At 41.8% G+C, this 20,150-nt stretch carries 19 protein-coding genes, 3 tRNA genes and 2 pseudogenes; 14 read left to right on the forward strand and 10 right to left on the reverse strand.

From position 1 onward, the window contains the following. Position 1 precedes the first annotated feature (1 nt). The 4 genes from RSC70_RS00935 to RSC70_RS00950 are packed head-to-tail and all read left to right on the forward strand — an operon-like array spanning position 2 to position 5,046. Complete coding sequence (locus tag RSC70_RS00935; protein WP_332541380.1) at positions 2-1,234, forward strand: baseplate J/gp47 family protein; 1,233 nt, start codon at positions 2-4, stop codon at positions 1,232-1,234. Further along, on the forward strand, positions 1,231-1,818 hold the full coding sequence (locus tag RSC70_RS00940; RefSeq protein WP_332541382.1) for a DUF2612 domain-containing protein: 588 nt from the start codon (positions 1,231-1,233) through the stop codon (positions 1,816-1,818). Before RSC70_RS00935 ends, RSC70_RS00940 begins: the two co-directional genes overlap by 4 nt. A gap of 1 nt (position 1,819) precedes the next feature. Then, on the forward strand, positions 1,820-2,812 hold the full coding sequence (locus RSC70_RS00945) for a gp53-like domain-containing protein (protein ID WP_332541384.1): 993 nt from the start codon (positions 1,820-1,822) through the stop codon (positions 2,810-2,812). 53 nt (positions 2,813-2,865) lie between these two features. After that, on the forward strand, positions 2,866-5,046 hold the full coding sequence (locus RSC70_RS00950) for a hypothetical protein (RefSeq protein ID WP_332541386.1): 2,181 nt from the start codon (positions 2,866-2,868) through the stop codon (positions 5,044-5,046). Between the two features lie 56 nt (positions 5,047-5,102). Here the strand turns inward: RSC70_RS00950 and RSC70_RS00955 are convergent, their stop codons facing one another. Genes RSC70_RS00955 through RSC70_RS00965 form a run of 3 tightly spaced genes read right to left on the reverse strand, consistent with a single transcriptional unit; the run spans position 5,103 to position 7,841 of the window. Next, positions 5,103-6,563 (reverse strand): glucosyltransferase domain-containing protein, encoded by a 1,461-nt coding sequence (locus RSC70_RS00955; protein WP_224452357.1) that lies wholly within the window; start codon positions 6,561-6,563, stop codon positions 5,103-5,105. Continuing rightward, entirely contained in the window at positions 6,553-7,479 is a 927-nt protein-coding gene (locus RSC70_RS00960) for a glycosyltransferase family 2 protein (RefSeq protein WP_332541388.1), read from the reverse strand. Before RSC70_RS00960 ends, RSC70_RS00955 begins: the two co-directional genes overlap by 11 nt. Then, positions 7,476-7,841, reverse strand: a complete 366-nt coding sequence (locus RSC70_RS00965) for a GtrA family protein (protein ID WP_332541389.1) — start codon at positions 7,839-7,841, stop codon at positions 7,476-7,478. Before RSC70_RS00965 ends, RSC70_RS00960 begins: the two co-directional genes overlap by 4 nt. A 241-nt stretch (positions 7,842-8,082) precedes the next feature. Here RSC70_RS00965 and RSC70_RS00970 point away from each other — a divergent pair, with 241 nt between their 5' ends. Together RSC70_RS00970 and RSC70_RS00975 are read left to right on the forward strand one after the other, a co-directional pair. Continuing rightward, on the forward strand, positions 8,083-8,460 hold the full coding sequence (locus tag RSC70_RS00970) for a HumD family translesion DNA polymerase (protein WP_332541391.1): 378 nt from the start codon (positions 8,083-8,085) through the stop codon (positions 8,458-8,460). A 420-nt stretch (positions 8,461-8,880) separates the two neighbouring features. Beyond that, a complete protein-coding gene (locus RSC70_RS00975; protein ID WP_332541393.1) occupies positions 8,881-9,099 on the forward strand; it encodes a DUF7661 family protein in 219 nt (72 codons plus the stop codon). 102 nt (positions 9,100-9,201) lie between these two features. Here the strand turns inward: RSC70_RS00975 and RSC70_RS00980 are convergent, their stop codons facing one another. The 4 genes from RSC70_RS00980 to RSC70_RS00995 all read right to left on the reverse strand — a co-directional run bounded on the left by RSC70_RS00980 (position 9,202) and on the right by RSC70_RS00995 (position 11,417). Further along, entirely contained in the window at positions 9,202-9,648 is a 447-nt protein-coding gene (locus tag RSC70_RS00980) for a VOC family protein (RefSeq protein ID WP_040047172.1), read from the reverse strand. 692 nt (positions 9,649-10,340) lie between these two features. Next, positions 10,341-10,601, reverse strand: coding sequence for a DUF2545 family protein (locus tag RSC70_RS00985; RefSeq protein WP_332541395.1), 261 nt, complete (start codon positions 10,599-10,601; stop codon positions 10,341-10,343). 118 nt (positions 10,602-10,719) lie between these two features. Next, on the reverse strand, positions 10,720-11,064 hold the full coding sequence (locus RSC70_RS00990; protein WP_025801665.1) for a GlpM family protein: 345 nt from the start codon (positions 11,062-11,064) through the stop codon (positions 10,720-10,722). 128 nt (positions 11,065-11,192) lie between these two features. Further along, entirely contained in the window at positions 11,193-11,417 is a 225-nt protein-coding gene (locus RSC70_RS00995) for a DUF2594 family protein (protein WP_004094789.1), read from the reverse strand. Positions 11,418-12,027: 610 nt separating this feature from the next. Between RSC70_RS00995 and uvrY the strand changes: the two genes are divergently transcribed. The 6 genes from uvrY to RSC70_RS01025 all read left to right on the forward strand — a co-directional run bounded on the left by uvrY (position 12,028) and on the right by RSC70_RS01025 (position 15,571). After that, positions 12,028-12,684, forward strand: coding sequence for a UvrY/SirA/GacA family response regulator transcription factor (uvrY, locus tag RSC70_RS01000; protein ID WP_025801666.1), 657 nt, complete (start codon positions 12,028-12,030; stop codon positions 12,682-12,684). Beyond that, on the forward strand, positions 12,677-14,509 hold the full coding sequence (uvrC, locus tag RSC70_RS01005; RefSeq protein WP_040047175.1) for an excinuclease ABC subunit UvrC: 1,833 nt from the start codon (positions 12,677-12,679) through the stop codon (positions 14,507-14,509). The genes uvrY and uvrC overlap by 8 nt, the downstream gene beginning before the upstream one ends. A gap of 57 nt (positions 14,510-14,566) precedes the next feature. Continuing rightward, positions 14,567-15,115 carry a CDP-diacylglycerol--glycerol-3-phosphate 3-phosphatidyltransferase gene (pgsA, locus tag RSC70_RS01010; protein WP_025801668.1) on the forward strand — a complete coding sequence of 183 codons (549 nt, stop codon included), beginning with the start codon at positions 14,567-14,569 and terminating at the stop codon, positions 15,113-15,115. 158 nt (positions 15,116-15,273) lie between these two features. Beyond that, positions 15,274-15,349: transfer RNA gene (locus RSC70_RS01015), tRNA-Gly, on the forward strand. A 51-nt stretch (positions 15,350-15,400) separates the two neighbouring features. Further along, positions 15,401-15,474 (forward strand) — tRNA-Cys (locus RSC70_RS01020). Positions 15,475-15,484: 10 nt separating this feature from the next. Further along, positions 15,485-15,571, forward strand: a tRNA-Leu gene (locus tag RSC70_RS01025). A gap of 134 nt (positions 15,572-15,705) precedes the next feature. On the opposite strand, the pseudogene RSC70_RS21005 reads toward RSC70_RS01025, so the two are convergent. Beyond that, positions 15,706-16,256: pseudogene (locus RSC70_RS21005) on the reverse strand (tyrosine-type recombinase/integrase); the annotation flags it as partial. Between RSC70_RS21005 and RSC70_RS01035 the strand changes: the two are divergent. Next, a pseudogene (locus RSC70_RS01035) lies at positions 16,251-16,364 on the forward strand (antiterminator Q family protein); the annotation flags it as partial. The pseudogenes RSC70_RS21005 and RSC70_RS01035 sit on opposite strands and share 6 nt — an antisense overlap. Before the next feature lie 1,417 nt (positions 16,365-17,781). Here the strand turns inward: RSC70_RS01035 and RSC70_RS01040 are convergent. Continuing rightward, positions 17,782-18,078 (reverse strand): DUF1883 domain-containing protein, encoded by a 297-nt coding sequence (locus RSC70_RS01040; RefSeq protein WP_332541397.1) that lies wholly within the window; start codon positions 18,076-18,078, stop codon positions 17,782-17,784. A gap of 688 nt (positions 18,079-18,766) precedes the next feature. Here RSC70_RS01040 and RSC70_RS01045 point away from each other — a divergent pair. Next, positions 18,767-19,279 carry a YagU family protein gene (locus RSC70_RS01045; RefSeq protein WP_025801670.1) on the forward strand — a complete coding sequence of 171 codons (513 nt, stop codon included), beginning with the start codon at positions 18,767-18,769 and terminating at the stop codon, positions 19,277-19,279. A gap of 137 nt (positions 19,280-19,416) precedes the next feature. On the opposite strand, the gene RSC70_RS01050 is transcribed toward RSC70_RS01045, so the two are convergent. Further along, the gene (locus RSC70_RS01050; protein ID WP_332541400.1) at positions 19,417-19,887 is read right to left on the reverse strand and encodes a helix-turn-helix domain-containing protein; all 471 of its coding nucleotides are present in this window, start codon (positions 19,885-19,887) and stop codon (positions 19,417-19,419) included. Positions 19,888-20,150: the final 263 nt, after the last annotated feature.

The following is a 20,150-nucleotide window of genomic DNA, read 5'->3' on the forward strand; positions in this document are numbered from 1 at the left end:
AATGGCTGAAGTAACAGTTAGCACAGCCGTCCCCTCCGTCACGTTTTCCGATACCGGCATCGCCGTTCCTGATGAGATAGACATTCTCAATGGGCGTTTAACTGACCTTGATACCGCTATGGGGGGCGGGATGAGTAAGAGCCTTACCACGCCGCAGGGACAGATCGCCATGAGCGACACGGCTATCATTGGCGACAAGAATGACAACCTGGCATGGCTGGTTAACCAGATTAACCCTGACTTTGCTGAAGGTCGTATGCAGGATGCGGTCGGTCAGATTTACTTCATTGACCGCATTGCGGCGATCGGAACGACGGTAACGGCCACGGCGACCGGTCTGGTGGGAACTGTAATCCCAGCAAACAGCATCGCGCAGGACTCCAGCGGATATCTTTATTACTCGCTGGCTGATGCGGTTATCCCGGCATCTGGTGCCGTTGATATCGTTTTCCAGAATCAGGCAACTGGCCCGATCGCCTGTCCTATCGGCGCACTTAACACCATCTACCGCGCCATATCTGGCTGGTCTGGAATCACCAATGCTACCGCCGGTGTGCTCGGTAATGAAGTAGAGAGCCGGGCCAACTTTGAATACCGCCGCAAGCAGTCGGTAGCCGGCAACTCGAATAATCAACTCGGCGCAGTGTATGCGAACGTGCTCGCAGTACCAGGGGTAACTGATGCGTATGTTACGCAGAACAACACAGGGCTGGCAGTGGAGAAGGGATTCACGGACTTTGAGCTTGAACCTCATTCACTCTACGTCAGCGTGTACGGAGGAGCATCGTCCGACATTGCAAAAGCCATTTGGCAGAAACTGCCTCCGGGCCCGTCAATGGTTGGCAATACGAGCTATACCGTCGTCGACGACGTGAACTACGTGCAGCCCTATCCAGAATACGAAATCAAATGGCAAACGCCGTCGGCTGTCAGCGTTTACTTTAAGGTTGAGCTTGCCAATAACAACGCGCTGCCAGGCGATATCGTAAACAGAGTTCGCACCGCCGTTCTCAGTGCATTCAATGGCGAGGACGGCGGAACTAGGGCAAGGATTGGCTCGACTATCTACGCTGGACGCTACTATGCCGGTGTTCAGGCGATCGACAGCGATAATGTGGATATCTTCAGCATTACAATCAGCAGAGACGGGACCACCTACCAGACCTCTGCGTCCTTTGGCATCGATGAGGTGCCAACGCTCGATGCAACTAACATCTCGGTGACACTGGCATGATAAACGTCGCAGATACAATACTGACGCAATATGCCGACAGCCAGAAACTTAAATCCCTTGTTTACTCGTTCAATGAAGCCGTAGGTATCGAAGATTTTCTGGATGATTTCTACGACATCATCTGGAACATCCAAACAGCCGACACCTATGGACTGGACGTATGGGGGAAGATAGTGGTTGTCGGCAGGCAGCTGACGGTTACACAAAACGAAGAATATTTCGGTTTTGATGAAGCCTCATCTACACCTCCTGTTGTTGATGATCCCCAACCTTTTAATCAGGCACCTTTTTATACAGGTGAGGTATCTACATCAACTGTAACACTCACAAATGATGTATACCGCAAGCTAATAATGATGAAAGCTGCGGCAAATATTTCTGATTGCACAATTCCAAATTTAAACAAATTACTCACCTTCATGTTTGGTGATAGCGGCAGGTGCTACGTGAGGAATGACGGGGATATGGTGATGAGCTATGTCTTCGAATTTCCATTATCAACAGCAGAATTAGCCATTGTGCAAAGCTCTGGTGCCATCCCGTCCCCCATAGGGGTAACTGTAAATATAGTCCAGCAGGTATGACATGAACTCATCAGATTCACCATCTCGCGTTTTAAAAGCATTTGGCGTTAACGGCCTAAAGAATACTGTACCTGTTGATTCAAGTTCATCCACTGACAATAACGGTATCGCCACCTTTGACAAGGGATTCCCGCCGATAACAATGCAGCCTAAAAGCGCAGGTGGCATCCCTCCATCAGGTCAAGATATGAATGGCGTGCTGTATGCCGTCACACTTCAGCAGCAGTGGCAAAACGCAGGAATGACGTATGCGTTTAATCAGGACTTTGCCAACCAGATAAGCGGATATCCAAAAGGCTCGATGCTCCCAAACTCCACCTCAAGTGGAGTCTGGATGTCGCTCTCAGATAATAATCTGACATCACCAGAACCTGTAGCAAGTGCGTCGTGGGTTCCATTTAACTCTTACGGTTACACAAACTTAAGCGGGATAACGTCCAGTACCATCACATTAACCGCAATGCAGGCATCAAAGGACCGGATTACGTTGTCCGGTGCGCTAACTTCAAATATTAATCTGGTACTCCCTAGCTGGCTCAAGTCATGGACGATTGTAAATAACTGCACCGGTATCTTCGGTGTTATTTGCAAAACCCAGTCAGGAACAGGCGTAACTATTGCCAATGGTTCTACGGCTAAAGTTTATGGTGATGGGACAAACATATTAACTGAATTTGGATCGGCAGCTTATCGTGATGTTGGCAATGGGTCAGGGCAAGTGCCAGATATGTCGTTCTTCGAATCTGGTCCGGGATGGCAGAAGCTTCCATCAGGAAGAATTTTCCAATGGGGAGCTTTCCCTGTTTCAGGGAATAGCGTCCAGACATTTAGCTTCCCTATTACATTTCCTAATGTCGCCCTATCAATAACTGCGTCATTCAAAATTCCAGCATCAGGAACGGCCAATGCGGATGTTATTTCAAGAAGCCAATTCAGCCTGCAGAACACGTATTCAACATTACAAAACTGTTCATTTTTTGCTATTGGCGAGTGAGTCGAATAGTTAAAACGCCGTGCATCACACAAAGTCTTTAATAAGGGGCAGCCATGTCCATTTCAGAAACAAATAAAGCTCAAAGATACGCTGCTATTGCAGAGGTCGCCGCCGCTCAGGCGAAGTTAAGCGCTGACAAACTAGAAAATGCACCTGATTATGCAGCTCAGGCAGAAGCTGCGGCTAATGCGGCCGCCAGCTCTGCTCAGGCCGCATCTGAAACCGTGACTGTGGTTAGCGGAATCGCGGCACAAGCTAACCAGTCTGCAATAAGCGCCGCAGAATCAGCCGCTGAGGCTGGAAGTGCTGCATCCTCAGCAATCGGTAGAACTATAAGGGTTCCGGATGGCGAGTTGCTTAGCGATCTCCCTGCAGCATCATCAAGGGTAAATGCAGTTCCTGTGTTTGATGCTAACTCAAACATAGATGTAAAGAATCTTTCTGATTTCGCCATTATTGACTCTGGAACCGGGAAACTCCCCGTATCCATTATTCCATCAGTTGCCTTGACAGTCCCATTCGTTGTTAGCAATCAAGAGGAAATGCTAGCCTTATCAGCTCAAGTGGGGGATGTAGCAAAACGAACAGATCTCGGATACTCGTTTATGCTCGGCGCAGACCCTGCGTCAACGCTAAGTAACTGGGTACAACTAACTGATAATGTACTAACCCAATTATCACAATCGTCTGGTGCATCAATGATTGGCGCAAAAGATGATGAAGACAATCCAACCACTGTCCAGCAGTTGCTTGATGCTAAGGCAAATACGGCAACGCTATCTGCTAACGCTGGCGCTACCACTATAGGCGCTACAAACCTATCAGGGGGCAGCGTTACTGTTCAGCAATCACTTACTTCATTGAACCAGAGCATTGCGGCTCTGACAGCAAAAGATGGCTTTAACCTTGTTGGCCGATTCCTAAATCTGTCTGAGTTGCGAGCAAAGGTTCCGGCAGCGGCGGGGCAGATTGTCTATGTAGCTTCAGCGGCAAGCGCTACGGCAACAGAAAAGCACTATGGTGGTGGTTACTTCCAGTCTTTCGACAATAGCACTTCACCGATTGCTGATGATGGTGGAATAGTGATTGTGCCGTCTACTGGTACGCTGGCGTGGCGGAGGATTGTGGAAGGTAATGTTTGGGTTGAGTTCTTTGGTGCAAAGCCTATAAATGGCTTCGATAACGCTTCTGCAATAGCTAAGGCCATGTCATATGGATATGACCATAGCACTCCAATTCATTTTGGAGCTGGCAAATACCTGACATCAGAAACAGTAGCTGTCAAGAGTTGGTCTGGATTGATTGGTCAAGGACAGAATAAAACAAAGATCGCTAAGACAACAAATAATGCATTCCATATTATTGATGGAGTAGCAGTTGATGCATTGGCCACCCTCCTTCCTGAAAACTTTGTTGTAGATGGATTTAACTCTGATAATTATGCATCAGGTATCGAATTTGTAGGCGTTACTTTGATGCGGGAAGGTATAACAGGTCGTGAAAATCAACCTTACTGCGGTATATACGCGCCGTATTTGGCATCTAGTCTACTGCGAGATCTTAGAGTTGAGTGCGGATATTATGGTTTTATTGGGGAGGATTGTTTTTCAAACATTTTCGAGCGCTGTGGATTTCTTGGGCTTGCAGTTGGGCAGTTAACAGGATTTTCATTATCAAGATATAGAAATGGCATATATCACACATCAGGTACCAGCAATCTACTTGACCAAGTGGGGGTGGTTAACTACCAAATTGCATTTCAGATAGATGCACAAAACTATTCCACATTAAATTGTTGTACGGCTGATAATATTATTCCAATGACAGGAACTTCGGAAAATACGGCTATTTCTTATTTTCTACATAACCCTAATGGAATTTCTATGAATGGCTGTGGTTGTGAAGGTGTCAAGGGTGAACGGTTAAGGGTGATTCAGGACAAGAACTCAACTATTGACGGAACAATCTCGATAAGTGGTTGTCAGCTTCAAGCTGTACCGGCGAATCCTGTCATATCCTCACCAATATTTAGGCTTGAGAATCAAGGTACAAACTCATTTGGATTATATGTCACTATTATCTCTACGAATTTAAGAAGAGACTCAGGAACAACTCCAAACCTAACTAAAGGCTATGTTTATGGAGGCACTGGGGCTGTAACAGTAGCAAGGTTCATAGCATCTGTTCTTGAGGAACCTATAACGTCAGGAAATGTTGATGTTAAGTTAATTTAGGTATAAGAAAGCCGTTAACATTTTGATGGTTAACGGCCTTAATTTAATTGTGTAATTTATTTACATAATGAATTATCAAAACTCACCATTACATTATCATCATCACGATAAATATTTATATCATTAGATGAATAAATCAATGTTGACTTACAATAGTTCTTCATAAACATAGATACTTTTTGACTGGAAAAGTCAGGATATTTTTGATTTACACCTCTAATCTTGAGGTATACATGAGAACCGTACCAGTTATAGAAGTAGTCGAGTACTATTGTTTTGAATAGTGGATAATTTAATTGTGAATTAAGTAGTATAGGGGATTTTGGCGAACTACCATCAAACATAACATTAACACTATTTTCGGGGGTGTTTTTTAACGCTAACCCAATTATTTCAGCGACGTACTTATTTTTATCATCCTGTGCTCGTAAAGCATTTCCATAGGAGTAGAATAGAGTAAATATATAAAAAATAAATATTAAAAGTATAACGTTAACAGCTTTTGTGTTATTTATGGACAGATATAAAATGGTAAAGACAAATAGAAAAAGACCGTTAAAACCAATGTAAACCCTTGCAAAAGTCGTTAGAGGCGTTTCAAGGAAAAGTAATGAAATCATTGATGATATGAAAGTCAACGGTAATGATAGCACTACCATTAACGCCAAAAAAACAGAAGCTTTACACTTGTTTTTTTTAAAGTATACAAAAAATAATTTAATAGCAAGTGCAAATGATACAATGAAACTACCAATTAATAACTCTCTTCCATATTCAGGGGTTAAGTTGTTAGTGTAGAAATCATAATAAATAGTGAAATTTTTGTGAATGATCTCTATGATATTTGTAGCAATCCCAGGATGGTTTTGGCTGTTGTCATTAACATGAGTTAACGGCAATACAAATTTCATATATATAATAGCACCAACTAATACTTCAATAACTCGAAATGCTATTGATTGTATTATGTTTATTGGGGTTTCATTGTTTTTTATTTTTACAAACATCTCTATAGAAATTAATATTAATACTATATTGATAGATGCTTGATAAAATGAAAATACAATGGTTATAAAGGCAGAGTGTAAAATAAATGAAAGTGCCTTATTATTATAGTTTATGCAAATAAATGAAAAGGCAAAAAATATCGAAGCCGATATGGTTAAACTATCAAATCTGTATGATAGGGGTTCAATTAAAAATGGACTTAATAAAAATGATAATGGTAAAAATAGATAATGCCTTTCTGAATTAAAAACTTTAATATGAAATAGATAAAATGAAATAGATAATAGTAAACATGCTATTATTAGAGGAAGTGGTGCCAAGTCAGTTAGATGATTGTTAAAATTAAGGATAATCATTAATCTATCTGATAATGGCCGGCCATCAATACCCCAATAAGTTACTCCGCTCATTGCTCTGCTCATATCATCGCTGTAGTAAACATTTGCAAGTATTAATGGTAGCGCAAGTAAGAATATGCTTAATAAGTAAATCTTAATGTTATTTTTCATTTTTTAAGCTCTTTAAGAGATATTTTGGTCTTTGCTTTGTCTCAATGTAAATTCGTCCAATATACTCACCAAGAACACCTATCCCAATGAGTTGGACACCACCAAGGAAAAGAATCGCAGTCATTAGTGATGGGTAGCCGGGTACAGGGTTTCCCCAAATAAGCTTATCTACTACCATCCATGCTGCATATAGAAAAGCAAAGGCGGAAACGCCAAGACCTATGTACGTCCAAATACGAAGTGGGAATGTTGAGAAGCTAGTTATTCCCTCAAGCGCTAGATTCCATAGTTTCCACCCATTAAATTTAGACTCACCAGCGCAGCGCTCGGCACGTGAATATTCAACGACCTCAGTTTTACCGCCAACCCATGATAATATACCTTTCATGAATAGGTTGCGTTCGGGAAGTTGTTTAATGTTCTCAACTGTTTCACGCGACATCAGGCGGAAGTCACCCACATTCTCTTCGATTTTTGGTGTGCTGATTTTGTTGTGCAGTTTATAGAACATTTCAGCAGATTTACGCTTTAAGTGTCCATCTGTAGATCGATCTGTGCGTTTGGCTAGTACCATATCAGCACCATCTTTCCACTTCTCAATCAGAAAGGGGATAACCTCAATCGGGTCTTGCAGGTCAACATCAATAGGGATGACGGCATCGCCAGTGGCATGGTCTAGTCCAGCAAATAATGCGGGCTCTTTGCCAAAGTTTCGAGTGAAGCTTAAAGGTTTAACTAATTCATCGGAAATAGCTAGCGCATTAATAATATTTTCAGTTGAGTCTTTGCTACCGTCATTGATGAATACAATCTCAACTTCATATTCTTTCAGCGGCTCATATTCACGAACTGCTTTATAGAAAATAGGTATAGTGTCTTCTTCATTGAAGACAGGAACAACCAACGAGATTTTCACTGCTTTTCACTCCGGAAAACGATGAATTTAGAATAGAAGAATCCGCATACAAGACTAATTGCAGAGAAGGCGATTAGCGTGAAGATTGGTGGCAAACCACATGCTTCAGATGCCCATCCTGTAGCGACGCTTAGCGCCCCCATGAACCCGATATAAAGCATATATCGCATGGTAGTAGTTTGAGCCTTGAATGTGAATCTTGCGTTTGCAAAGAAAGAGAAGGTTACAGCAACACAGAACGCAGCAAAGTTGCTGAGGGCTTGATCATCCTTAACACCATAGAAAATTATGGCAAAAACCATCCAATGGATGGCCGTGTTCACAACACCAACAGATATGTATCTGGAAAAGAGCTTAAGCATTTGTCAATAAGAGTAATTTTAAGTGATGGAAGAGTTTAGCATTTGAGACGCTTCTGATCAGCTATTGATCGCATGGCACCATCATTTATGAGGGAGCTATCGTGTGCAGAGCGCGTTTTGTGTGCTGTATCTTTATTTCCTTCCTAATCAGAACTTTCCAACATTCCTTCGTCTACTCTCTTCACAACCGCCTACGCCATAAATATACTGTATGAATTAACAGTTATTTTATAGGTGACATATGGGCTTCCCATCCCCAGCAGCAGACTACACAGACAAACCAATTAGTCTGGACGAGCTATACATTAAAACACCGCATGCAACATATTTCATGAAGTGTCCAGACTACTGTCCAAGTGCCGGTGTGCTTAAAGATGCGCTACTTGTGATCGATAGCTCGAAGCGACCTGTCCATGGAAGTGTTGTTGTTGCTGCACTCTGCGGAGAGTTCGTCTTGCGCAGATTATTAACTATGCCGGTGCCTTGTCTTGCGAAGCTGGAAAATTATGATGATGTGACGTTTGCAGATGAAGATGCGGGATTTGAGATATTCGGAGTTGTGACGCATGTCGTCAATGATATGTCGATGAGCGAGTTTGATGATAACCCGTGTATGTGAGAGAGCACTATCGCAGATCACCCATGAGTGGCCTGCGGTAATTCTCTGGGACAGATTTGGGACTCATAGTGTTTTCATGCATCTTCAATGGTTTTACAAACTTTTCCATCTTGGGACGTGTGAGCGGCGGAAGATGCGGTAAGTTACTGGTTTAAAAGGTAGTTCTACGCACTCTTAATCAATTGGTCGGCGGTTCGAACCCGCCACGACCCACCAACAAAATCCTTCAATATCAATAGTATAAAACATTCTCCCCAGTGGTTTCTCTTAGGTTAAAATCAATGATGGCGACAAAGTGGCGACAGCGGTTTTGTGCCAGTGCTATCCCTGTCTGTTTGACCAGATCGCAATCTACCAGCCTCGTTTCCTTGGGCAACAGTGCTACTATGCCTAAAGGCAGAGTGAGCTAGAGGGATTGTTATGATGATATTCAATGTTTTTGGTCGTCTTATCGGTGTTAAAAGAAGTGAGGCGGGATATTTGCTTTTTAATGTTTCAGGCGCGGAATATAAGTGTTCGCGAATATATGATGTGATTATTCCTGATTTCATTGCCGAAGGTGAAATACCTCAATGGCTTGATGATATATATCATGAGGCAGCAACGATGGAACATCCTGATGTTTATCGCGTTGAATAGCAAAAATCCGCAATGAGCGGACTTTTGTTAAGTCTTATCTAGCTGTAGACCCATTCATCCACTTTCACATTATAGTGTCGACGATGAGCCAAAGCATGGCTCTTATATCTTCTGCGCAATATCCCAGATAAAGCCAAAGGGATCTTTCACGCGTGCTTTTAAATCGCCCCAGAACATTTCAGTTGGCTCACTCAGCACACTGGCGCCAGCTTGTTTCATAGCCTCTACCAACGCCACCGTGTCATCAACGTACATATAGAAAATGAACGGTGTTGGGGAGCCTGATGTTTGTGGGCTGCTTAAGTCAGAGTCCCAGCCTTCCTTGTTAATCGTAAAGTTGGTTCCACGATAGCGAATGCGTGCGAATAACATTTCTCCATTATCGTCTTCCAGTTCTGCAATCGCTACCATCCCCATCGAATTGGTGTAGAAATCAACGGCAGCACTAACACTGGGAACGTTAAGTGCGGTGGTTAACCAAGTTAGCCCCATGCCTTCCCATGGATGGGTACGATCTTCAACATTGTTGAACCAGGTGAGTTTATCCATTTTTGTTTCCTTCAAAAATTAGTTGTTTCAATATTTATATGTAGGGGTTCATATGTAGAAAAGATATTCCTGCAGTCGCTGTATTTTATCGAGAATTAAAAATAAATACTGTATATAAAAACATGTTAACGGTTAATTTATGTTGCTAAGTTTGTCTGATTGTTTTTAAAAGTTGTTATATGAATGGTTGTTAGAAAATAGAGATAAAATTTATATCAATTATTCAGATAATTAAGCTCAATAACTAAGTATGAGAATGCATCAATAGAAATCATCATCCTTTGTTCATAGAGTGTTTAGCCAAGTGTCTATATAGTGCGTTGGCGTTCAAATAAAGAGCTAACACCGCAAAATGCGAGTGCCGGAGATAAGCGCCGGAATTGAACGTAATTTATTGATGCTCAGGTCGCGAGTGCAAGCAGCGAATCAATTAGCGCACTAATTACTAAGTGCGATAGCAATAATTGCTAATTATAACTTACGGTATTATGACATAGTGATTTTGCCCCGTTAAAGAGCTAACACCGTCGAGAGCGAGTGCCGGAGATAAGCGCCGGGATGGGGCATAAGTTCACAAAAGAGGCCACCGCAAGGTGGCCTTGTTATTTGTATCTTCTTCTATGTATTTTCATCACATGTCACAAATCTAAAATCGTACTTTGCCGAAAGGCTCTTCTAGCTGAGAAATCTTTTCATTGCTTCTGTTCGCGTACTGCATAACTAGTAGTGAACACGATAAGTGCACCTGCAATTGGCGATAATAAGGTGGCTATTCCTGCAGTCAGTTCAGCTCCATCAGAGATATAAAATGCAGCAAAGTAAAGAGCAGCGGCAAGGATCACCATGCATAAGCAACTGAATATCGCGTATATTGCGCCTCTGCGAGAATATGCAAATAAACTAACGGTAAGAATGGCGAGTAACAGAATGACAAATCCGTAGAGAGGTTCCATCGTCAAGCTCCTTTAGCTAAGTGTTAATTAACATAATGGCTCTTAACTCGCATCAAAACATTAACCTCAGTCATAAGATACTTGATTTTACTGACGATAAAAAAACTAGCGAAGGTGATTATCCAACACCATGAAATTTGTTCCACAACGTTACTAAAGCCCAAGCAGAGGCAACCCAGCAGAATACGGCGATTATGAGAGAGAATGAGAGGCGCAGATGTGCTATCAGAAAATAGAGAGACAGAAGGTAGATAAAGTAGGGAATGATGGCCCATATCCCAAAGATGATGGTTGAACGAAGTGCTTCAATAGAACGCTCTGTACCAACAATGTAGTGGGCGATCAGCGCAAAGGTAGGAAAAAGAGGGATCAAGCCAGCAATATAATAGTTTTTACTTCTAGCCAAAATAGCAATCAGCAAAACAACGAATGCACCTAGTAATGCTTTGAACAACAATCCCATTTTTAGTTACGCTCATACTTATATATTTACGCAGTATCATTGCATAATAAAGCAAGGAGGAGAACTATTCAGGGACAAAACAGTACAAGATTTGGCCTACAGCAAGGTGCAAGCCAAATCTAAGCAGATTATTGACGGTAAGCGTGTTTAATCTGGCAAATAGCGTGCTTGAAAGACTCTGACTGAGAGGCATCTTCGAGCTGAGCCGCAAATTTTTCCATGTTAATAATAACTTTACCCGCATCGGCTTGGCCCATGGCTTTTAACATGAAGGTCAGAGTGGCTTTTAAGCACGCGACTTCATTGGCCAGAGTTTCGATAGTGGATTCGGTTGAGAAATCTACGTTGCTCATATTGTACCTTTAATGGAATGTTTTGCCCTTGATGAAGTTAAATGGATCAATGCATGGGAAGCGCTGTTCATCAAGGACGGAATTTTTTAAGCTGCAGAGTATACCACAAGTTAAAAACTTTGAGGATGCATGAGAGCGATCGCTTTTATTAAAGCAGAGTTTTAACTTTTACTCGCAGGGGGAGAGTTAAATAGTTTCAAACGGTTAATGTTTGTTCGGCGTGGGTAAAATATATTCAAATTGTTATTGTTCTTAATAGTTTTCATTATTAAAACGATATTTTCTGTTGGGTCAAAGAGTAAGTTTTAGCAAAAAAACTATTAACTTCACGACTTGTTTACGTTTAATTATACAAAGATGTTGTTAATGTTGAATTATTATTAACTCTTTGATTTTTATAGATATAAAAGAGCCTTGTTTTTGTATCTATTCACTAACTAAGCCGTTTTTTGCGCATAACTAGGGTTGAGAAATAGAACCTTGTATCCTTAGGAAGATAAAATCAGTATTAAGTGATTAAACTATTCATTCTTGCTTAAAAAAACAGTATTATCGAAGCTTACTGGCAATAAAAACATGTCATTAATTCCTTCTTTTGGGAGACTTTTCTTTGATCAGCGTTCTTCTTGTTGATGACCACGAACTGGTGCGCGCAGGGATTCGACGCATTCTTGAAGATATCAAAGGGATCAAAGTTGTTGGTGAAGCACAATGTGGCGAAGATGCTGTCAAATGGTGCCGCAGTAACAGCGCAGATATCGTATTAATGGACATGAATATGCCAGGCATTGGCGGACTTGAGGCAACGCGTAAAATATTGCGTTATAACCCTGACGTCAAAGTTATTATGCTGACTATTCATACGGAAAATCCGTTGCCGGCGAAGGTTATGCAGGCTGGCGCATTTGGATACCTAAGTAAGGGTGCCGCGCCGCAAGAGGTGGTGAACGCCATACGAGCCGTTCATTCTGGGCAACGTTATATTGCGTCTGATATCGCACAGCAGATGGCTCTGAGCCAATTGACGCCGCAGACAGATTCGCCGTTTGGGTGCTTATCTGAACGCGAACTCCAAATTATGCTGATGCTCACTAAGGGCAGCAAAGTGACGGAGATTTCTGAACAGCTCAATTTGAGCCCGAAAACGGTAAATAGCTACCGCTATCGTATGTTTAGCAAACTCAATATTAACGGTGATGTCGAGTTGACTCATTTAGCAATTCGCCATGGATTGTGCAATGCAGAGAACCTGTTAAACAGTGACTGAACGTTTTGATTCTGTAGAGTTTCTAAAAACGGTGACCAACCAGCCCGGCGTCTATCGTATGTATGACGCCACTGAGACGGTTATCTATGTCGGCAAGGCCAAAGATCTCAAAAAACGTCTATCGAGCTATTTTCGCCAAAACGTGGGCAGTCGCAAGACGGAAACGTTAGTTAAAAATATCGCCCAGATAGATGTTACCGTGACCCATACGGAAACAGAGGCTTTGCTGCTTGAACACAACTATATAAAGCTCTATCAGCCGCGCTATAACGTATTGTTGCGCGATGATAAATCCTATCCCCTTATTTTCCTCAGCGCTGACAATCATCCTCGGTTATCCATTCACCGTGGGGCAAAGCATGCGAAAGGGGAGTATTTCGGCCCGTTCCCGAACTCCTATGCAGTGCGTGAAACTCTCGCACTTTTGCAGAAGCTTTTTCCTATTCGACAGTGCGAAAATAGCGTTTATCGCAATCGCTCGCGTCCTTGCCTGCAATACCAAATTGGTCGTTGCCTTGGCCCATGCGTTAAGGGTTTGGTGAGCGATGAAGAATATGAGCAGCAGGTAAACTACGTTCGCTTATTTTTGTCTGGTAAAGATAGTCAAGTGCTCGATTCACTCGTCGTTCGAATGGAAGAGGCTAGTAAAACGCTCAAGTTTGAAGAGGCTGCGCGGATTCGAGATCAAATTCAGGCAGTAAGGCGCGTTACTGAGAAACAGTTCGTTTCTGGCAACAGTGATGATCTTGATGTTATTGGCGTTGCGTTTGACTCAGGTATGGCGTGTGTGCACGTACTCTTTATCCGACAGGGTAAAATATTAGGCAGCCGTAGTTATTTCCCTAAAGTGCCTAGTGGGACTGAACTGAGCGAAGTCGTGCAAACCTTCGTGGGGCAGTTTTATTTGCAAGGTAGCCAAATACGTACGCTGCCGGGTGAGATTTTGCTCGATTTTACGCTGCCCGAAAAAGATATTTTGTCTGACTCTATTTCTGAGCTCGCTGGTCGCAAGGTGAATATTCAAACACGACCACGAGGCGATCGCGCTCGCTACCTAAAATTAGCGAAAACCAATGCGCAGACGGCATTGATCACCAAACTTTCTCAACAGTCGACTATTCATCAGCGGCTAACGGAGCTCGAGAAAGTGCTACATCTTTCTGACATTCGCCGTATGGAGTGTTTTGATATCAGCCATACCATGGGTGAGGAAACCGTTGCCTCTTGTGTAGTTTTCGATCAGCACGGGCCGGTGCGTTCTGAATATCGACGCTACAATATTACCGGTATTACGCCTGGTGATGACTATGCGGCGATGAATCAGGTGTTGCGCAGACGCTATGGCAAGGCGCTTGAAGAAGATAAAATTCCAGACGTTATCTTTATCGACGGCGGCAAAGGTCAATTGGGGCAGGCGAAAGATGTTTTTGCCGAACTTGATGTGCCTTGGGATAAAAATCGCCCTTTATTGCTGGGTATCGCGAAGGGCAGCGATCGTAAAGCAGGTCTAGAAACGCTGTTTTTACAACCGGAGGGCGAGGGTTTCTCATTGCCGCCCGATTCTCCGGCACTGCACCTGATACAGCATATTCGCGATGATTCTCACAATCATGCGATTACAGGCCATCGTAAGAAACGTGCAAAAGTGCGCAATACCAGCTCTCTCGAAACTATAGAAGGTGTTGGGCCAAAACGTCGTCAAACGCTTTTGAAGTACATGGGTGGTCTACAGCCTTTGATGAATGCAAGCGTGGAAGAAATTGCAAAAGTGCCAGGTATTTCACAGGCTTTGGCAGAAAAGATCCACAATGCATTGAAACACTAGGGGCATTGTAGCAACATACAAATAATATCCACATATGGAAGATAGTTACCTCACGCTATGCGATTAAATATACCGACCTTACTCACTCTGTTTCGCGTTGTCCTGATCCCATTTTTTGTTGTGGCGTTTTACCTTCCGTTTACCTGGGCTTCATTCGCCTGCGCATTGATTTTTGTGTTTGCCGCGGTAACGGACTGGTTTGACGGTTTCCTCGCCCGCCGGTGGAAGCAGACAACGCGCTTTGGTGCATTCCTTGATCCGGTTGCTGATAAAGTGATGGTTGCAACGGCGCTGGTGCTGGTGTGCGAGCATTATCACGTTTGGTGGATCACTTTGCCTGCTGCAACGATGATCGCGCGTGAAATCATTATTTCGGCGCTGCGTGAGTGGATGGCTGAAATTGGCAAACGCAGCAGCGTTGCAGTCTCTTGGATCGGCAAGGTAAAAACCTCTGCACAAATGCTGGCCTTAGTGGGGCTGTTATGGCGTCCTGATACCTATGTGATCATTGCGGGCGTCATCGCGTTGTACATTGCGGCAGTACTGACATTCTGGTCAATGTTCCAATATTTGAACGCTGCACGGAATGATTTGCTCGAACCGTGATCGAAATGCGTTAAAAATCAGCAAACAGTCGTTGTGAGATAAAAATGATGTTGACGCGGTTCGTGAGATAAGTAGAATGCATCGCATCAGACGGCAACGACGAAAAGCCAGAAGATACAAGCAGCTAAGTTAGTGAGATTTACTAGCTAAAATGCTAAGCGGGAATAGCTCAGTTGGTAGAGCACGACCTTGCCAAGGTCGGGGTCGCGAGTTCGAGTCTCGTTTCCCGCTCCAAATTTAAAACATCGGCAATTTGCGGGTGTGGCTGAAAGGCCTGAAGATTTTGGCGCGTTAGCAAAGCGGTTATGTAGCGGATTGCAAATCCGTCTAGTCCGGTTCGACTCCGGAACGCGCCTCCAAATTTCCTTAGCCCGGGTGGTGGAATCGGTAGACACAAGGGATTTAAAATCCCTCGGCTGTAAGGCTGTACGAGTTCAAGTCTCGTCCCGGGTACCAAGGAAATTTACTAGAATAATCAAAGCAATAAAGCAGTGTCGTGGCCGCCGAGAGGCGGTTTTTTTGTGTCTAAAATTCGCCTTTCACCATTGTTTCACTATTGTTTCGCCATTGGCTTTCGCCATTAACTGCCGTTACTTCTGCCCACCAACGACCGGAACGACTGCTATTTTTCTATCATAGCGTGCAGTTTGCGTCGCATTTTTATGACCAGAAATCGCCTACTTATCATTTAGCGTTCCCTCTAGATCTGATATCCCTTTTGCCTTCAAATCATGGAAGGTGAAGTTAAAGTCTAATTCTGAATATTTCACTGCCGCTGCTTTCTTTGCCTTCATCCAATGTGCATTGAAGCTATCTCGGGTATAACGTGAACCAGATTGCTGGTGGAGCACAAAAATACTCACCATGCTGAGGATAGGGGCAATTTGTCTGATAGATCGTTTGCAGCTCTTAAGCGATCTGTCCATGCCTTGATTTGTGATAAGGCTGCCTTGCTCTGCTGGATTAGAATTACTCGGTCTATGAGTTGGCCTTTCTTCATTTCTAATATGTCGCCTTGCCGTGCACTGCATCGATAAGCTAACTCTATTGCAACCGTGACAATATCTGGAGCCACACAATAAAGCGCTGCATACTCTTCATCAGTTATATATCTAGTTCGCGCCTGCTCTTTAAAACGTTCATGGCGTTAGCCAAGCAGCATAGTTGCTCAGATGGCGATATTGAGAAGCTGCTACAAAAAGCTGAAGGTATTGTCGAAGGTTTACTGATGGCATTGAATGTTCGCTAAGAAATGGACCGTTTGGTGCGAAAAGATAGAGAACCAAAAAAGGTTGCTTAATAGCTTTACGTACGTAAAAACGCTGATATTCTGATAAGAGTGGTCAGTTTGTAACACTGCTTACAAAATCAAACCTCGCTTAGGCGATTTTTTGATTAATGGAACTTCGGAACGGTTTATATTTACTAATTATAAAAATTGAAAAACAAGTAGGTTTGGATCTTTTTAACGTCGCGGTATTATTTTTGTTAATATTAACATATTGTTTTTCATGTATTTTTTATAATTAAGTTAGCACATTACTTAGCGAAGAGGAGGAGTTTGGAGCGTATGATGTGCTGCACAATAGTGTGGTTTGTCATCATTTGGCATAAAAAAGATATGTATTCACTATCTTCATAAGACGACTTTGGTCATTATGATGTATAGCCAAGATCAGAATGAATTTGGCAGGACGTCTGCCAAAGTTCGTAACTAAATGACTAATGATTTGAATATATCCTCGATTAAATAATTCCTATTGATGATTCACTATAAAGAATTAAGAGTCTTATTATGGTGGACCATCGCTTTCAACATAGATAGTTTAAGGCCACCACAAGTGATTTCAAGTTAATCGTGTATTTAAACGGTTTGTGCATATACGCCGTAATGCTCTGTTAGCTAGTGGAATTCTATTTTCTAGAATTTTAGTAGCAGAACGACAGCACTTCTTGTGATTCAAAAGGCATAAACCAAAGACAGTAAAGGTAAACAACGTAAAGCAAATAAGTAATAAAACAGTGATTTTAACTATAAAAAACTTCATTTTAGGTTGAATTATCCTGATATGTTATATTGTATCATTTTAATGATATGGGAATAATCCCATCATGTATAGTTTTTACTGCTCTACTTTTTATAATTGTTACAATTCTAGTGTCACAGCAGCATTTTGTAACAAGAATAAAATGATCTCACTAAGCATTGTTTAGGAGCTAGTATTTTTTCCATTAGAATCACATAAGTAACTATGAGTTATAGTTCTTGTTTAAAAGTGTTTAGGTTTTAAGTTGTATAATGGGATTCTAAAATTTTTCAGAATAAGTTATAGATGAGAAAGATTATCCCAATTATTTTGATGCTAGTAATTTTTTTCTCTGGCATCAGCATGTGGTTTGTTATGCTTGCTCAAATGCCTAATTCACCTATCCAAATTTATTACAATAGCTCGAAGAGTAAGTTACTAAAAAGAGACTATGTTGGCTTACATCAAATAAGAAGAATAATAAGGTATGTACAAGAAGTAACTTAGATGTAATATTCTTGTGAATAACGTATCTAAATTTCCTAACTTTTTTTCATAATAATATATGTTTATTATCGTTATTCATTTCTGAGTATGAGCTTCCTTATGGAAGCTCTGGTCATGTATTGCTTTCAAATCTCAATCTAAAATTTGATTATCATCACGTGGTATGACAGTCAAACCAATTGTTGGAAGTGATCGCCCAGTGAAATGGGGTTCAATAACTATATTCCAAATTCCTTCATAGGGTACTTCGATTATTGCAGGAAAGTAGGAAAAAAAGCCTCCATGGTAATTTGGCCAACTATCCTGGCTAAAGCGATCGTAGTACTTATCATTGATTAGCAGAACCTTAGCTGGTTCTGAACAGACAACTTTCACGTAGCTATTCGAGGTTAGATATAGTTGTTTATATTTCATCCAATGGGACTCCATGTCCAAAAAAATCCACTGCTCCGATTTGATGCAGTGGAAGACCTATCAATTAAAGTCTCAAGTTAAGGGAAACTAAGCGACACAAGGTTATATACCTATAAATAGGTATTTCTGTTTGCGCAACATTTAAAATATCAAATTTATTGAACTATTGATCTGCGTCATTAGTGGATGTTGAATTTTTGTAAAGTATTGTATTTAATTACAATATGCTTTCTAAATATCATTGTTATTGCTTAGTTAATTGTCTTTATGCTTAATATTCAAAGCTGCTTGCACTAACAAAAAGAGTTGAGGTTTATTCATGTATTAGTGTTATTTAATAATTAAGTTGTAGTGGCTTTCTGAGCCGGTTTCTTCGTTGCTTGCTCTATCATCAGATTTCAGCATATTACTCAGCGATGAAGGGAAAACCTAGAACGGGTTGTATGCTGTCCAATCACATGAGCATCTCGATGTAGCATCGGTAACAGGTGCGTGTCTTTCAACAGCTGGATAGAGCTAAGCTGAATGGGGATCTCGGGTTAACCATAATAACTAGGTGGTAGATGTAGCCACCCAGTAGCATGATAAGCGAAATGCATAATAGAAGATTTTTCTTAAAATTAACCTTACTTAACTAAAGTATATGCTTTGTTAATCTTTTCGATGTTAAATAATCATTACAAGGATTAACAGAGGATTTAGCATGTCAATTAAACTTCTTGAGACAACACCAAAACAAAATCGTCATTATTTTATAGCCTTAGTCATAGGGGTTATAACAGGGATCATTTCGGCATTTGTTAAGTCTGGAACGGAGGATATTCTTCCTCCTCGAACCCCCGATCGTATTGCTCCTCCTGTACAAATGCTGACTGATATGGGCATTGATTGGCACTCACTTGTTTATAGTTATTCTGATCAACTGGTGTACTGGGGTGGGAATTTTGTACATATTGTTTTTTCTATTGCCGCGACTGTTTTTTATTGCGTAGTTGCCGAAATATTCCCTAGAATTACGATGCTTCAAGGTATTGTTTTTGGTATTCTTTTTGCTGTTATCTGTCACGGGATTATGCTTCCGATACTTGGGCTATCACCAGCGGTTATTCATCTGCCAGCAGACGAAATCATATCTGAGGTCCTAGGAACCTGCTTATGGATATGGTCTGTTGAATTACTACGCATTGCGCTTAGAGAAAAAATGGTAAAAATCTAAGCCTAAGATTTAAACTTAAATAAGTAGTTTAGCTGGCCACAATACTATGTGGCCTTTTTCGTATATAGCGCCCACTAAATAGACATCCATATAATGAGGTTTTCTACATGAGGTAAGTTACAGATGCACACTCTTGATTATCTTTTCAATAGGCGCTGGAGTCGTTTTTGTTTCCACTGAATGATCCAATTTCGCAGTAAAAAAACGCGAATCCCCTTAACCACAATGAATGCTAACCATATGCCTATAGGCCATATAAACCAGAATGTGGTATGTGGAGTGACGAGATTTATAACTACTAACACACCGCAGACGATCAGCGCAGAAACAAGTGAACGGAAAAATTTATGCTCTTCCTCAACTCGCTCTCTAGCAGCATTGATTTTGTCATCTGCAGCTTGGCTCGTTTCAGTCAACGGCTGAGATTCGTTTGCTAGTTCAGAAAGATTAATTTCAAAAGCTGCCGCGAGTGCACTGAGTGTCTCTAAGCTTGCATTATCTCCATTTTCTAATCTCTGAATGGTTCTAACGCTTAATGCGCAGATTTCCGCTAACTGTTCTTGAGACCATCCGCGAGCAAGACGAAACCTTTTAATGCTGTTAGTCATTTTAGCCACCATGATTGTTTTAAACACATATCTAGTTTGACCAATGTTGTTCTTTTTAACACGACTTTGGCCTGACACTCACCTGACAATGACCCGACAGCGCAGATTTAACGATTGGCTTTGTTGTTTTCGTGCTGGTGGGATAGTGCTTTTTTTCTAAAAAAACCTCGCTAGTGGAGGTGAAGGATGAAATGAATGTACACACGTACTGCCGATAATGTCTTGCTCGCCAGTGGGATTTCGTCATGACTATTCAGCCTGAT

The sequence above is a fragment of the Hafnia sp. genome (assembly GCF_036648275.1).
In the GTDB taxonomy this organism is placed as follows: domain Bacteria; phylum Pseudomonadota; class Gammaproteobacteria; order Enterobacterales; family Enterobacteriaceae; genus Hafnia; species Hafnia alvei.